At 64.8% G+C, this 14,089-nt stretch carries 17 protein-coding genes; 11 read left to right on the top strand and 6 right to left on the bottom strand.

Features of this window, described 5'->3' with window-relative positions:
* The first annotated feature begins 299 nt into the window (after positions 1-299).
* The 4 genes from HNP51_RS12095 to HNP51_RS12080 are packed head-to-tail and all read left to right on the top strand — an operon-like array spanning position 300 to position 1,892.
* A complete protein-coding gene (locus HNP51_RS12095; protein WP_184270696.1) occupies positions 300-542 on the top strand; it encodes a hypothetical protein in 243 nt (80 codons plus the stop codon).
* A gap of 3 nt (positions 543-545) precedes the next feature.
* Entirely contained in the window at positions 546-866 is a 321-nt protein-coding gene (locus HNP51_RS12090; protein ID WP_184270693.1) for a hypothetical protein, read from the top strand.
* A complete protein-coding gene (locus tag HNP51_RS12085; protein WP_184270690.1) occupies positions 863-1,129 on the top strand; it encodes a hypothetical protein in 267 nt (88 codons plus the stop codon). The genes HNP51_RS12090 and HNP51_RS12085 overlap by 4 nt, the downstream gene beginning before the upstream one ends.
* A 43-nt stretch (positions 1,130-1,172) precedes the next feature.
* On the top strand, positions 1,173-1,892 hold the full coding sequence (locus HNP51_RS12080; protein WP_184270687.1) for an SOS response-associated peptidase family protein: 720 nt from the start codon (positions 1,173-1,175) through the stop codon (positions 1,890-1,892).
* 48 nt (positions 1,893-1,940) lie between these two features.
* Here the strand turns inward: HNP51_RS12080 and HNP51_RS18620 are convergent, their stop codons facing one another.
* The 4 genes from HNP51_RS18620 to HNP51_RS12065 all read right to left on the bottom strand — a co-directional run bounded on the left by HNP51_RS18620 (position 1,941) and on the right by HNP51_RS12065 (position 5,510).
* The gene (locus HNP51_RS18620; RefSeq protein WP_260398479.1) at positions 1,941-2,075 is read right to left on the bottom strand and encodes a hypothetical protein; all 135 of its coding nucleotides are present in this window, start codon (positions 2,073-2,075) and stop codon (positions 1,941-1,943) included.
* A 104-nt stretch (positions 2,076-2,179) separates the two neighbouring features.
* Positions 2,180-3,046, bottom strand: a complete 867-nt coding sequence (locus HNP51_RS12075) for an aminoglycoside phosphotransferase (RefSeq protein WP_184270684.1) — start codon at positions 3,044-3,046, stop codon at positions 2,180-2,182.
* A gap of 1 nt (position 3,047) precedes the next feature.
* Positions 3,048-4,334 carry an ATP-binding protein gene (locus HNP51_RS12070; RefSeq protein WP_184270681.1) on the bottom strand — a complete coding sequence of 429 codons (1,287 nt, stop codon included), beginning with the start codon at positions 4,332-4,334 and terminating at the stop codon, positions 3,048-3,050.
* Between the two features lie 261 nt (positions 4,335-4,595).
* Positions 4,596-5,510 carry a HEPN domain-containing protein gene (locus HNP51_RS12065; RefSeq protein WP_184270677.1) on the bottom strand — a complete coding sequence of 305 codons (915 nt, stop codon included), beginning with the start codon at positions 5,508-5,510 and terminating at the stop codon, positions 4,596-4,598.
* 165 nt (positions 5,511-5,675) lie between these two features.
* On the opposite strand from HNP51_RS12065, the gene HNP51_RS18615 reads away from it, so the two are divergent.
* The 5 genes from HNP51_RS18615 (at position 5,676) to HNP51_RS12045 (ending at position 9,551) form a co-directional block, all read left to right on the top strand.
* The gene (locus HNP51_RS18615) at positions 5,676-5,807 is read left to right on the top strand and encodes a hypothetical protein (RefSeq protein ID WP_260398478.1); all 132 of its coding nucleotides are present in this window, start codon (positions 5,676-5,678) and stop codon (positions 5,805-5,807) included.
* Between the two features lie 299 nt (positions 5,808-6,106).
* Positions 6,107-6,853, top strand: a complete 747-nt coding sequence (locus HNP51_RS12060; protein WP_184270675.1) for a hypothetical protein — start codon at positions 6,107-6,109, stop codon at positions 6,851-6,853.
* A 389-nt stretch (positions 6,854-7,242) separates the two neighbouring features.
* On the top strand, positions 7,243-7,779 hold the full coding sequence (locus tag HNP51_RS12055; RefSeq protein WP_184270672.1) for an RNA polymerase sigma factor: 537 nt from the start codon (positions 7,243-7,245) through the stop codon (positions 7,777-7,779).
* Between the two features lie 14 nt (positions 7,780-7,793).
* Positions 7,794-8,756, top strand: coding sequence for a FecR domain-containing protein (locus HNP51_RS12050; protein ID WP_184270669.1), 963 nt, complete (start codon positions 7,794-7,796; stop codon positions 8,754-8,756).
* Positions 8,757-8,837: 81 nt separating this feature from the next.
* A complete protein-coding gene (locus HNP51_RS12045; protein WP_184270666.1) occupies positions 8,838-9,551 on the top strand; it encodes a TonB-dependent receptor in 714 nt (237 codons plus the stop codon).
* On the opposite strand, the gene HNP51_RS12040 is transcribed toward HNP51_RS12045, so the two are convergent.
* Positions 9,498-10,031 carry a HipA N-terminal domain-containing protein gene (locus HNP51_RS12040; RefSeq protein ID WP_260398477.1) on the bottom strand — a complete coding sequence of 178 codons (534 nt, stop codon included), beginning with the start codon at positions 10,029-10,031 and terminating at the stop codon, positions 9,498-9,500. The two genes, HNP51_RS12045 and HNP51_RS12040, sit on opposite strands and share 54 nt — an antisense overlap.
* Positions 10,028-10,264 (bottom strand): transcriptional regulator, encoded by a 237-nt coding sequence (locus HNP51_RS12035; protein WP_258526377.1) that lies wholly within the window; start codon positions 10,262-10,264, stop codon positions 10,028-10,030. Before HNP51_RS12035 ends, HNP51_RS12040 begins: the two co-directional genes overlap by 4 nt.
* A 349-nt stretch (positions 10,265-10,613) precedes the next feature.
* Here HNP51_RS12035 and HNP51_RS12030 point away from each other — a divergent pair, with 349 nt between their 5' ends.
* Both HNP51_RS12030 and HNP51_RS12025 read left to right on the top strand, forming a co-directional pair.
* Positions 10,614-12,782, top strand: a complete 2,169-nt coding sequence (locus tag HNP51_RS12030; protein ID WP_184270663.1) for a TonB-dependent receptor — start codon at positions 10,614-10,616, stop codon at positions 12,780-12,782.
* Positions 12,782-13,879, top strand: coding sequence for a PepSY domain-containing protein (locus HNP51_RS12025; RefSeq protein ID WP_178827166.1), 1,098 nt, complete (start codon positions 12,782-12,784; stop codon positions 13,877-13,879). Before HNP51_RS12030 ends, HNP51_RS12025 begins: the two co-directional genes overlap by 1 nt.
* Positions 13,880-14,089: the final 210 nt, after the last annotated feature.

Raw genomic sequence — 14,089 nt, 5'->3', positions numbered from 1 at the left:
GCTCCAGACCCGATCCGGGCGCAGAGGGCCGCGTTCCGACGTCCGGCCAGTATGAAATGCGCCACGGCCCACGCCAAGGACCTGACGGTGGTTTCAACGGCCCGCTCGATCGCTATCGTCTTGCCGTCCCCAGTAGATGACGCCTTGGATCCGTCATCCTAGGCGCGGCGCGCCTGCCGGTGGATGGCCTTGTCGTCTTTCTCCACAGTGTGAGAACAAAATAGGAACTTATCAGTTGTGAGCATGAGGGCGCTGTCCTAGAGCGGGGAAGGGTCGGTCGGCTGAGCAGGAGCTGCACCATGCAAACGAATGAAGGACGGTCGGCGCCGTCGATGTCTGAACCGACAGGCGAGGACCGTATGCTCGGGAGCCTGATGGCGCTCTGGCAATACGGCGAGGCGGCGCGCGCCGATCCGGTGCTGCTGAACATGCAGTCCAGGATCGCGGCCGAACTGGCGCGGATTTCGCCCGATGCGGCGGCCAAGGGCAGGGCCCTGTTCGAACGGCTGACCGCCGCGACCGGGGCCGCCGGACGGCACTAGGCCATGGGGTTTCGCAAACATGAGAACCGGCCGCTGTCCTATCATCTGGCCACGCCGGTGTCGGTGTCAGAGATGCGGCAGAGGGGCTGGGTGGTCATGGCCCGTTGTCAGGCCTGTCAGCTGGATCTGCGCATCGATCTGGACCTGGTGGTCCGCCTCAACGGGCCGGACCTGGTCCTGTTTGGCAAGTCGTGCCGGTGCCGTCGCATGGGATGCAGCGGACGGATGATCTTCATGGGGACGCCGCCCGGTCAGCAGACCGGTCTGTTCTGGACGCTGCTGGAGCAGGCGCCTCGCATACTTGAGACAGGAGCCCTGGCATGAGGACGCCGCGTCGCGCCCGACCGAACGCCCGGGATCTGGCGCGCCTGAAGGAGGCCCGGGACATTCTCGAAGGCCTGATGATCCAGCTGCGGCCCGCCACGCCTGAGCACAACTCGGTGGTGAACGCCTTTGACGCCGTCCGAACGGCGGCGATCGACTGGACGGGCAATCCCGAGATATGGAGCGGGACGGACTCGGCGGGCCGGCGGGCCTTGCCGGACCCCTTCGTTAAGCGGCCCGAACATTCAAAGTGGCCGCGCTAGCCGACGACTCCACAAGCCGTGTTCTGCGTGAGAGGCTCGACCGATGTGCAATCTCTACTCGGAGACGAAGGGGCAGGCGGCGATCCGCGCAGCAGCCAGGGCCATGCGCGACCTGACCGGCAACCTGGCGCCCCTGCCGGGGATATTTCCGGACTATCCGGCGCCCATAATCTGCACGGGCGAAGACGGGGTGCGCGAACTGGTCATGGCGCGCTGGGGCATGCCGTCGCCGGCGCAGGTCATATTCGAAGCGACGAGCGCCCGCGCGAACAAGCTTCGCGCCCGTGGCGGCAGCGTGGATTTCGCCCAACTGCTGAAGATGGAGCCGGACAAGGGCGTGACCAACGTCCGCAACCTTTCCAGCTCGCACTGGGCTCCGCATCTGACGCCGGCCAGCCGCTGTCTGGTGCCCTTCACCAGCTTCAGCGAGTTCAATCGCGAGGCAGGCGGCGACATCTGGTTCGCGCGGGGCGAGGATCGCCCGCTGTCCTTCTTCGCCGGGATATGGCGCCGGGACTGGACCGGGGTGCGCAAGATCAGGACCGGCGTCGAGACGATCGACACGTTCGCCTTCCTGACCTGCAGGCCCAACGCCGAGGTCGAGGCTGTCCACCCCAAGGCCATGCCGGTCATCCTGACCGAAGACTGGGAGCTTGAGCAGTGGATGCTGTCGCCGTGGGAGGAGGCGAAAACCTTGCAGCGTCCGCTGCCCGACGGCGCGCTTCAGATCGTCGCCAGGGGAGTGAAGCTTGATGACGCCTGAGAAGGAGCGGCTCTGGGCGGATCGGCTGGAAGGCCGGGCGCGACGGCTTCACGAGCGGTCACGCTTGGCTTCCTGGATCGGGGCGTCGCTGGTGTTGCGGTTTCGGGCGCTCTGGGCGGAGGAGGCGGCTGTCAGGCTCAGGCGGAAGGCGGGCAGGGGGGCGGTGTCAGCTTTGCGCCACAAGAGGAAATAGGAGCGCTACTGAGAGCACGACATTCTGAGCGCCCGTCGGCGGTTTTATTTCCGATGATAACCCTGTGATCGAAAATGATAAAACCGGCGTTTAGCTAGGTGGCCGCGACGCCGGCGGGCACCAAGCTCCAAGCTAACACTTCGGGAGCGTCATTAATCAGAATGCTGATCTCCGGAAGTACCGCCCGCTGCCGACGTATTTCGGCGAAGACAGTCAGATGCGGCGAGGCTAGCAGATCGCTCTGTAGGCGCGACAATTGAGCGGCCTCGGCAGCCGCAGCCTTCTGCTCGACATACTCGCGCAAACGGGCGCGGAAACCGCCGAAGGCGTTTTGGCGCGCGACCCGCATGACTTCTCGGTTCAGGCCAAGCACTCTGATTGTGTAGGCGGCCCGCGCCATCTGCGGAGCGCCGAGCCCGTAGGCGGGTAAAAACTCGAAGGTGCCGTTGATCTTCACACCGTCCGGTGTCGTCCCGCCGACATCGAGGTCCAAAAAATCCAGTGGATCTTCGGTCCGTGGGTCGATCAGGGCGTGAACCCCGGCGGCGGGCGCAATGATCGGGTCGTCCTTCTTGCGAATGAACTCCACCACGCTGTCGCCCTGTACGGTGCCGTAGCTGTTGCTCTTCGGGCCGTTGCAGGGGCCGCAGGCAAACAGGTAGTTGACCCATAGGAAGGCGTATTCTGGAAACAGAGATTTGGGGAGGATGTGCTCGATCTCATCGGCCAATGAGTCCTCGCAATAGGCGCAGCGGACCGATCCAACTGACATCTTGGCCAAGTTTTCGCGCACGGCCTTGAACGCCGTCTCTTTGGCCTTTGTCGAAGTCTTAATCTTCCAGGCGGCCTTTGCGGCTTCGACCTGAGCGGCGTGATCGCCCGCTGCTACGACCCCGGTATGCAGTTCCGACAGAACTTGGATGGCCGCTTGTCCCAGCGGCCGCTCGGCGATTTTCAGCATGTCAGGCTGCGGCCGTGTCAGCAGCGCTGGTTGGTAAGGTTTGCCTGAGCTCCTGAAGCCGGCTCTTCTCCTCGCCCGTTAGCTGGGAACGAAGGGCTTTGCGGTTCAGGCCTGCTAGTTCCTGAAGCATCTCCTGGGAGTCTTCGGAACGCGTGACGTCGCGACCGAAGAACTCGGTCCCGTAGGCGTCGAGGATCGACCCATGGATTAGGCGGTTGAGCGCCGTGCCCTCGATACGACCAGCGGCCTCCTCAGTCCCCGGATTGCCCAAACGCCAGACAGAAGTAGCATTGCGGCAGATGATCGGACTGTGGGTGGTGACGATGAACTGCAATTCGGGGAAGCAACGCGTGAACCACGGCCCGATGTCTTTCTGCCATGATGGATGAAGGTGGGCATCGACTTCGTCGATCGCCACCACGCCGGGAAGGCGCACGGCGCTGCCATCAACATCAAGCGCGGCGATCATCTCGTTGACGCCATAGGCCCGGGTCATCTGGCGGAGGATTTCAAAAATCATCGATAGGACCGAGCGATAACCATCGCTCAACTGCTCTACGATAACGCGCGCACCGCCGCCGTCGAGGACGAAGATCTCCTCGGCGCGGACCTCGTGGATCTTGGCTCCATGGGGCAGAAGACCGGACTTGTTTAGGAAATCAATCAGGACATTGAGCAACTTTCCCTCTTCCTGCTCATCTTCCAACTGCTTGACTCGCAGGTCGCGCAGCCAGCGCAAGCCCTCCGTCAAAGCCACGTCCTCGCCGAAGGCCGAAAGGTGGGATGCCAGGCGAGGGTTGGAGTAGAAGAGTCGATCGAACGTCTGGTCACCGCCCGTGAAGCGACGGAACGGCCCGAACGACGCCGAGAACCAGCCGGAGTTGGTCCCCCACATCGACCGCTCACCCTTCTGTCCGCCCGCAGCAACGGCGACCTCAAACCTGGGGCCGCCGATCGACGACTCTAGCGGACGCAGTTCCAGTTCCACATCGACGGTGCTGGCCCGTCGACCGATCTTGGTGAATACGTCCTTGGGTCCGCACTCGATCTGCAGCTTGATCCGACCATCGTCGGTTCCGTGCTTGGCCCAGGTGCCCCAGTTTTGGCGCAGTGCCGCAGCTTCCTTCGGGCCAGCCAGGGCAAGTGCCAAGGAGCGCACGACGCTGGACTTGCCGGCACCGTTCGCGCCCAGCACCACGTGCCATCCCGCCAGTTCAGAAGACGCGAACTTCATCTCGAAGTTTTCGATCGAGCGGATGTTTGTGATGCTCAGCCGACGTACGTACATTGGAAAACCTAGGACGGCGGCTAACGCCGCCCGAAAGATTAAGTGGATTCTCTACGTCCTTGCGGTGGCCGTCAACGCATCCTCGAGTTTGGCCTCAACCCGTTCGGCCATCGAAGATATATCGCTTCGGCACTCGTATAGGCATGGACGTGAAGACCTGGGTCGAGGGAGCCGGTGATCCCGGTACCGAGTCGTCCGGTTCCTCTCACATTCTATGTTCCGCCTCATGTAGTGGATACGCTGTGGCGGGGCCATTAGGGTTCAGTCTGACGCGTTGCGTCGAAGCTGAACAAGCCGCTCTTCGCAGGCTTCGCGGACGATGTCGCGGAGGAGGGCGATGCGCTGGGTGAGGTAGGCCAGCTCTTCGTCCGTGATCTTGTAGTGCTTCGAATAGCGGGCCTTCACATAGGCAGCGCGCAACAGTTCGAAGCAGCGCTTTTCGAACTTGGTTTCGTGAGGCCAGACCTCTGCGAGGCGGGGGACGAGAGGCTCGGTCAACTTCCGCAAATGGACGAGGTTGTGAGCCTTGGGGGAGTGCAGGGTGAGCACCAGCATCAGCCCGATGTAGAGGGCTTCGGACGCTTGATGCAGCAAGAAGGCAGATTTCTTCGTGAAGCCTCGGCCACGTGTGAAGTTCGCTGTTTCAAGAAGTTCGTCAGCGCTTTTCATCCACTCTTCGAAGTATTCCTCGGTTTCGCTTAGCGCTGTAGCAGGCGTGAGCGGTTGCGGTTTCACGAAACTAATGCCGGGCTCGCTGAAGAGGACGGCGCCGTCGCGGAGGATGTCTGTGAAGAAGTAGCGGCCCAGTTCCAGCTTCTGGTTCACGTCGTCCAGGCTGTGGACGATGAAGGTCACCGGGGTGCGCAGCTGGCTGTCCGTGGCGATCTCGCCCAGGAGGCGCTCGTTGGCGGCTTCCCAGAACTCCAGATCGGTCAGGTCTTCATGATCGACGACGACCAGGAGGTCGAAGTCCGAGAAGTATCGGCCGACGGGATCATGCACCCAGTCACCGCGCGCATAGCTGCCGAACAGGATGATCTTCAGGATCTTGCCGTCGCGCAGGCGCGGCGCCTTGCGGGTCGCCACCGTGCTGGCGAAGGTCTCACGCAGGATGGCCACTGCATGGTCCAGTTCGCGCCGCTTGCCGGCCGGCAGTTCCCTGAGAGGCTTCTTCATGGTGGCGAGTCTCGACGATTGGGCGGGCGACGGCAAGGTGCTGTTAAGCTGCTCTATTGCCACAGCCAAAGCAGAGAGTGCCGGCGAGGCGCTGGAACCCTTTGAGGGAATCGCATCCCGCTTCAGACTGCGCAGGCGGAATCACCGCGCGAGAAGGTTGAAACCATGAGCCAGGCGAGCAGGCTGACGGGCTTCGAAGTCTTTGTGGGCAAGGGGCGTCATGCGCGCCGCGTCCGCGCCGCGCGCAACGGGTTGCTGTTGAGCCTGTTCATGGCCTGGATGCGTCGCGGGGCCTGAGTCTCGTTTACGGGCGGCGTGGTTGGCGCCGGGGCTCGGCGGCAAGCTTGGCTCCTGCTGGGATTCTATGGCCGTCAGCGCTATCCTTTGGACAGCGGGTTGTCGTGAATAGAGGACGGCTCTGGTCCGGGGGATGTACGCCTGTCGTGCATCGGACGCGGTCGTCGTCGAATAAGCGCGCCTCTTCATCGGAGGATTCCACGCCCGCACCCCATTTCTGATCGTGCGTGTGGCGGACGGGGTTCGGCCATTGGTCGAATCTGTTCGCTAGGGTAGGGCCGCCCCCGGAAGCCGAGGGGATGATGACTGAATCAGAAGAAGCCGCACGCGTTGCGGACTTGCCAAAACGCGTTTGGAACTGGGTGGTCGCCAATCTGCCTCTACTGACCGTCGGAGGTATTTTCTGCACCTCAATGTTCCTGATCGCTGTGTTCGGCGAATGGGGGCTGTCCGGAATCCAGCTCGTGACGCCGCAGGACGTCGTGTTTCCGGGATTTGGGATGGGGTACCTCGTCTTCACGATCATCGTACTTCCGTTCATGCTCGCCCACGTTGGAAGTTGGTTCTCGACCAAGGGCGCGGTCGGGCTGATCCTTCATCGTTTCTCTTGGTTGCTCCTGACGGTTTCAGCCGCCTGGCTTGTTTTCCCGCCCAGTACACAGTGGCGGTATTTCGCAGCGTTTCTCTTTTCCAGTTCCGGGATCCTGTTGCTCAAACAGGCCAAGAAATCGCCTCCGCTCTCGTTCTGGGCGAAGTGCCGCATGTGGGCGATGGCTGTGTTCGTGGCGATTTCGCTGACGATCTGGTTTTTCGGGACTGCAGGCGCTCTGTTCAATCAGGTCGTCAGGGCCGGATTCGCCAAGGGGTTGTACGTAACCGACAAGGATGCGCCCTGCATGGGTAAGGTGCTGTGGTGGGGAGAGCGTGCGATCGTCATTCGCTGTTCGGTCGGCAGTGAGGAAATCCGTGTGATGCCCCCGAAGGACGACCTCAAGTTCAACACTGAGCGTGAACTTGCCCTTGCCTCGAAGTATATCGCCCAGTAGCTCGAGATCACGGGCGCCGGAGCGATAGGCGCTGGCCCGATGACCGGGGGGCGCTGGCGAGAGCCGGCGGCCGGTGGGGCCGTTTCTGAAACCTCCGGGCCTTCTCGCAAGGTTCCAACGCCCGTCCCCCCTTCCTTTTTGAGGAGGAGGGCGGACGGTCTTGCGCCCTGGAATCAAATCGGCCACGATTCCGGCGTCGACCTCGGTCGATAGGGGCGTGGAATCCCCTGCGATGTTTCTCAATGACGATAGCTGCAGTGCGCCTTTCGGCGTGCGCGAGCTGTTGCGAATCGGCGCTTCCCTTGGGCTGCGCCGAACGCCCCCGCTTGGGGCCGCAGGATTTCCATGTGCGCTGTTCGCCGCCCCTGACGCCGTTTGGAGGAACGGGCATGGCCAAGCCGGGAGGAGCGGGCGGGGAGCGCGACGTCGCCCTGTTGGACGGGACGGCGCGGGCCCACGTCTCGAAGGGAGAGACCCTGTCGGACTGGCACGCCCGCTACGACCGCTGGCTGTCGGCCCAGATCCGTCGGCGGTTCTCCAGTCAGAGCGGCGAGGACATCACCCAGGAGACCTGGCTGCGGATGGCGGCGCTCGACAGCTTCGACGCCATTCGTCATCCGAAGGCCTTCCTGCTGCGGGTGGCGAGCAACCTGGCGCTGGGGCAGGTGAGACGCGGCGCCGTGGCGGAACGGTTTGCTGCCGTGACGCCGACCGTGTCGCATGAGGACGCCGATCAGCTGGAGACGGTCTTCTTCCGGCAGATGGTCCTCGACTTGCCACAACCTCTCCGAGATGTCTTTCTGCTCTCCCGTGTGGGCGGACTGACCAACAGTCAGATCGCCGACCAGCTTGGTATCAGTCCAAAAACGGTCGAATGGCGTATGACGCGGGCTTTGGCGCGCTGCGCCGCCCAGGTTCGACGCTAAGGATGGGGCATCGCATGGCTGGCCCGAAGGCCCGTATGAGCGCCGCCGATATCGAAGCGGCAGAGTGGCACGGACGCCTGGGCGCCCGGAATGTCGACACCCGCACGATCGAAGATTTCTTCGCCTGGCGTCAGTCGCCCGCGAATGCTGCGGCCTATGCGCGGGTGGAAACCGTCTGGTCGGGAACCGCACGACTGGCGGGCGACCCTCAGGTGACCGAGGCGCTCAACGCCGCCTTCTCGCGGCGCACGCAGCGGCGTCGGCCGCCGCGGCTCCTTCTGGGCCTGGCCGCCGTCGGCGCGGCGGCGGCGCTCGCGGGGGGCTTCAGCTTCTGGCTGCAGTCCCGAACGGTCTTTTCGACAGGCGTGGGCGAAGAACGGCTAGTCCGGCTCGCCGACGGCTCGTCGGTCCGTCTCGACACGGCCTCCCGGGTGAGGGTGAGGTTCGACGGCGATCGCCGGTTCATCGAGCTGCAGGAAGGCCAGGCCTTCTTCACGGTGGCGCATGACGCTAGCCGCCCCTTCGTGGTGGCGGCCGGCGACGCCAGGGTCACGGCGCTGGGCACGGTCTTCGACGTGCGGCGTGACGGGGCGGGCGTTAAGGTGATCCTGGTCTCGGGAGCCGTAGAGGTGGCCGATAGCGCGGGGGCGGCCAAGCGCATGACCGCCGGCCAGCAGGCCAAGGTGACCAAGGCCGGCGTGACGACCAGGGCGGCGGACGTGGACGTGGAAACGGGATGGGTCGACGGCCGCATCGTCTTCCGGGACGCCCCGCTGCGCGCGGCGGTGGCGGAGGTGAACCGCTACCTGCCGGAGAAGATTGTTCTGGACGAGAGGGTGACCGGTCGGGCGTCGGTGAACGGGGTGTTCAGGACGGGAGATCGCGACGCCTTCGTCTCGACGGCGACCGAGGTGTTCGACCTCAAGGCCTCGGCCGGACCGGGCGGAACCATCGTCCTGACGGGGCGGAACGAATGAGCTGAGGGCGAGCGCCAGGGTCTTTCGGGGGCTCAGCCATCTCTTCCCAAACGCCATGGGGCGTTGTGGGGAGTCCTGAAGATGAAACGTCTGAGTCTAGTGTCCGCCAGCGCGATTGCGGCCTGCCTGTTCGCCGCCAGCCCGCCCGCCTGCGCCCAGGAAACGCGCGCCTTCAACATTCCCGCCGGCTCACTACGCGACGCCCTGAACCTGTTCGCGGCGCAATCCGACCAGCAGATCCTGTTTTCCGGGGACCTCGTGGCGGGACGGCGAACGGCTGGATTGAGCGGCGCCTATGCGCCCTCGGTCGCCCTTGATCGACTGCTGGCCGGCACGGATCTGGTCTGGAAGGAGACCCGACCCGGGGTCATCTTTCTTGGCGCGGCCGACGCCGCGACCGACGAGGTCACCCGGCTCGAGGAGGTGATCGTCACCGGCAGCCTGTTGCGTGGGTCTGGCCCCCTGTCGTCGCCGGTCGTGGTTCTGGATCGCGACGCGCTGGATCGGCGGGGTCGCGCGACCGTGGCGGACGTGCTTGCGGACCTGCCGCAGAACTACGCCGGGTCGGGCACGCCGGCGGCGGCCCTGGGGTTCGTGGACAGTTCGGGCGGCAATTCGGCCCTGGCGACGGGGATCAACCTGCGGGGGCTGGGTGTCGGCTCGACCCTGACCCTGGTGAATGGCCGAAGGCTGGCGGGAACAGGATCGCGCGGGGCCTTCGCTGACGCCTCGGCCCTGCCGTCAGCGGCGGTGACGCGCGTCGATGTCCTGCTGGATGGGGCTTCGGCCCTCTAGGGCGATAAGGTCGGCCAGAACCTCATCCGCCTGCCCCTCGAGCACCTCCTGGGCCTGGTCGGCGATCCGGTCGAGTTCGAGCGTCTGGGCGGCCGCCGCCTCCTCTGGCGTGAGGTCGGGCTCGTAAGTCAGGGCGCCCATGCCATGGGCGCCCACGTGAGCCAACCGGTCGAGCGGGCTGATCTGTTCCGGGAGAAGGCCCTGGACGCGCAAGGCGCGATCGAACAGGAGACGGCCCCAGCCGTCGGGCAGGCTGTCATTGAAGGCGCCCGGCAAGCCTTCAAACAGGGCGGTATCGGTCGTCTGCAGGCCCGGTCGCAAGGGCAGGCTGAGCGGTGAAATTTCGACGGCGTTCGCGATGAAATCGGCGTCGTACTCGAAATAGATTCTGCGATCGCGCGCGGCCAATCGGCCGACGCGGGTTGCGCCTCCGCCGAAATCCAGGCCGACAGCCACTGCGGCTACGGGTGAAAGGTTCATGTGCGCCATCCGTTCTTCCGCCTGGAGCGAGGGGCATCCTTCAAGACCTCGTCAATCGAGGCGAACGTCAACGCTTCTGGTTTGGCCGCCTCGATGGTCGCCTCAAGGCCGCCGACAATGGAGAGCAGCTTCACCAGAGCTTCAGTGGAGCCCAGCCCGGTACGCTCGAATTTACGCAGCGTCCCCAGAGGCACGCCGGATCGCGCGGAAAGACCAGCCTGGGTGAAGCCCATCGCCAGTCGGCGCTCACGGATATTCCCACCGAGCTTCTCAAGGGCGCGGACAGGGGTAAGAAGTGATATCATCATAACGATAATAGACGATTTTTATAAATAATGATATCATTCTATCACTATCCAAGGTGCTCGCGAAGGCGATCGCTGAAGCGGACCCGTATCCTGCAGTTCGATGCCTGTGAAACTGATCGCTGCAACACACTCGGCGAAGGTCCACTTAGCGGCAATGACCCAATGTCTGCCCCTGGCGCAGGCCGGTCGTCATTCGCTGAAGATTCAGTTGGGAATTTTATTGCAAGTCGCTCGCAATTGCATTTAAGCGGCGGGGCCTTCTTCAGGAGCCCCCATGCCTCTCTTCTCGTCCCTTCCGCCGCTGCGCCGATCCTCGGGCCTTGTCGCCGTCTCGGTCCTGCTGGCCGGGACCGCCTTCGCCTCGACCGCCGCCGCCCAGACGGCGCGGCAGGAGCAAGCGGCCAGTTCCGTCGAGGATGTGGTGGTCACTGCGGCCCGGACCATTCTGCCGGCCAGCGCCCTGCCGATGACGGTCGAGGTGATCGACCGCAAGGCCTTGGCCGAGCAGGTGGCTATCAGCGGTTCGGTGATCGACGCCGTTGCGACCCTGTCGCCGTCCTTCTCGCCGACGCGGCAGAAGCTGACCGGCTCGGGCGAGAGCCTGCGCGGCCGGTCGCCGCTCTTCGCCATCAACGGCATCCCGCAGTCGACGCCGATCCGTGACGGTTCGCGCGACGGCTATACGATCGATCCCTTCTTCATCGACCGGGTGGAGCTGATCTACGGCTCCAACGCCCTGCAGGGCATCGGGGCCACGGGCGGGGTGGTCAATCAGGTGACGGTCGGAGCCCCGACCGAAGACGGCCTCACGGGCCGGATGCTGGCCCAGGTCTCGAGCGCGGGCGGGCCGGAAGGCGACGGCGTCGGGGCCAAGTTGGGCGGTCTGGCCGCCTATCGCCACGGTGACTTCGACGGTGTTTTCGGCGTGGCTTTCGACCAACGCGGCGCCTTCTATGACGCCAACGGCCGCCGCGTCGGCGTCGACAACACCCAGGGCGAGGTGCAGGATTCCAAGGCCCTGTCCTTCTTCGGCCGCTTCGGCTGGAACCTGACCGATACGGTGCGCCTCGACCTGCTCGCCAACCGTTTCGAACTGAAGGGCGACGGCGACTATGTGGCGGTGGCGGGCAATCGCCTCATCGGCCGTCCGACCAGCAGCGTGCGCGGTCAAGTCCAGGGCGAGCCTGCCGCAAACCGGGTCGAGACCGTCTCGGCCTCGCTGACCGACAGCGATCTGGCCGGCGGCGACTTCAGCGCCCAGGTTTTCTTCAACCGCACGCGCGACACCTTCGGCGGCGACCGCTCGGCCACCTTCCAGGACGCGAGTATCGCTCCCATCGGGACCCTGTTCGACCAGTCGTCGAACCGGTCGCGCAAGCTGGGCGCGCGCGCCAGCTATGAACGGGCCGTGCCGGGCGTGCCAGGGCTGACCGCGACCCTGGGTCTGGACACCATGAAGGACCGCACCGAGCAGTTGATGATCGCCACCAACCGCGCCTGGGTGCCGCCGACCGAGTTCCAGAGCGTGGCGCCCTTCGTCCAGGCCAATATGCGGCTGTTTGACGGCCGGGTGCGCCTGGCCGGCGGCGTGCGCCAGGAAAACGTCGAACTGTCGATCGACGACTTCACCACCCTGGCCTCCTATGGTTCGCGCCGGGTCACGGGAGGCAAGCCCAAGTTCGAGGCCACCCTGGTCAACGGCGGCGTGGTCTATGAACCGCTGGATGGCGTGCGCGCCTATGTCAGCTACGCCGAGGGCTACACCGTGCCTGACGTGGGTCGCATCCTGCGCTCCATCAACGTCGACGGGGTCACGGTCGAGGGCTTCCTCGACATCAGTCCGGTCGTCTCGGACAATCAGGAGATCGGGCTGGAGGTGAAGCGCGGTCCGTTCGAAGCCGGGGCGACCTACTTCTGGTCCTCGTCGGACCTGGGTCAGTTCCTCGTTCGCAACGCCGACGGCGTCTATGACGTCCAGCGCCAGGCCGTCGAGATCGAGGGGCTGGAGCTCAACCTGCGCGCCCGCACCCCGATCGAGGGGCTGACGGTTTCGACCGGCTACGCCCGCCTGCGCGGCCAGACCGACACCAACGACGACGGCCGGGTGGACCGGGACCTGGACGGCGCCAACATCTCGCCGGACCGCATCAACGCCGCCGCCGTCTACGCCAACGGCCCGCTGTCGGCGCGCCTGCAGGTCCAGGCCTATCTGGCGCGTGATTTCGAGGGCGGCGACGTGCGCAACAATTTCGAAGGCTACACCGTGGCGGACGCCTACCTGCGCTATGACTTCGCCTTCGGCGGGGTGTCGCTGGCGGTGCAGAACCTCTTCAACGAGGACTATGTGACCTATAGCTCCGACACCAGCAATCCGGCCGACAACCTGCGCTACTTCGCCGGTCGGGGCCGTTCCTTCACCCTCGGGTGGGACCGTCGCTTCTGATGCGTCTGGTTCGACTGGCGCATCGCTGGACCGGGGGGCTGATCGGCCTGCTGCTGTTCGTCCTGGGGCTGACCGGGACGGTCCTGGTGTTTAAGGACGACTGGCTGCGCCTGGTCGTACCCCACGCCGCAGAGGCGCGGGTTTCGGACCCAAGTGCTATTGGCGCGGCGCTGGATCAGGCGTTCGCGGCGCCGGACCGTCCGCGTTCGGTCATCCTGGCCTCTGATAGTCTGGGCGTCCTCCGACTGAACTATGAGGACAAGACGCGCGGCGCCTACGCCGCCCAGTCGGGCGCGGTCGTAGCGCGCTGGGAAAGCCTGTGGGCGCGGCCGGAGCTGTGGCTGTTCGACCTGCACCACTATCTGCTGATCGGCGACACGGGAAAAACCATCGCCGGGATCGCGGGCCTGGCGGGTCTGGGCTTTGTCGTCACCGGGGTGATCCTGTGGTGGCCCACGCGGCGCACCTTCGTCTTTGCGGTCATGCCGAGGGCGTGGAAGCGCCCAGGGATCGTCAAGCATCATCGCGACATGGGCGTGTGGAGCGCGCCGGTCCTGGCCGTCGTCCTGACGACCGGGGCGATCGTGGCCCTATCGCCCCTGTATGACGGATTGGCCCAGGCCTTGTCGCCGGGCGCCGACCTGAAGGCGGTCATGGCCCAGCCGGAACATGAAGGGGGGGTGTTGTCCGCCGATCTGGACTGGCCGGCTATGATGACGGCGGCCCAGGCCCGCTTCCCTGACGCCGAGGCGCGCATCGTCTCCCTGCCAACCAAACAGGGCGGTCTGATTGGCCTGCGGATGCGGCGGACGGCGGAATGGCTGCCCAACGGCCGGACCCAGGTCTGGTTCGATCCCGCCGATGGACGGATTGTCGGAACACGCGACGCCATGGGGCTGCCTCTTGGGCTGCGGGTCATTAACGCCCAGTACCCGATCCACGCCGCCAAGGTCGGGGGGCTGGCCTATCGACTTGTGGTCGCCGCCTCCGGGTTGGCGCTGACCCTGCTGGGATCGCTGGCGGTCTTCACCTTCTGGTCCAACCCGAGCGGACTGCCGAAACGGCGACGCCCAAGCCCAAGTGCGCGGCGTGTCTAAGAGGTTGGGGCGGGAAGAGGTTCGCCAGACTGACACGGGCAGAGGAGAGGATCCTACGGTGAGGGTCTATCTCGCTCCAAGCGACTGTCCGCCTCCAGGCGTTCAGCCAATGTCCGCTTCTCTAATCGGGCATAGGGGTCAAGCTGGTTTGTGATCCTTGTCGGCCTGATCGATCACGCGGGTCACGCTTCTCTTCGCAGTCTGGATGGC

It is taken from the genome of Brevundimonas bullata (assembly GCF_014207965.1).
GTDB lineage: Bacteria > Pseudomonadota > Alphaproteobacteria > Caulobacterales > Caulobacteraceae > Brevundimonas > Brevundimonas bullata_A.
This window is presented reverse-complemented; position numbering and strand designations above follow the sequence as displayed.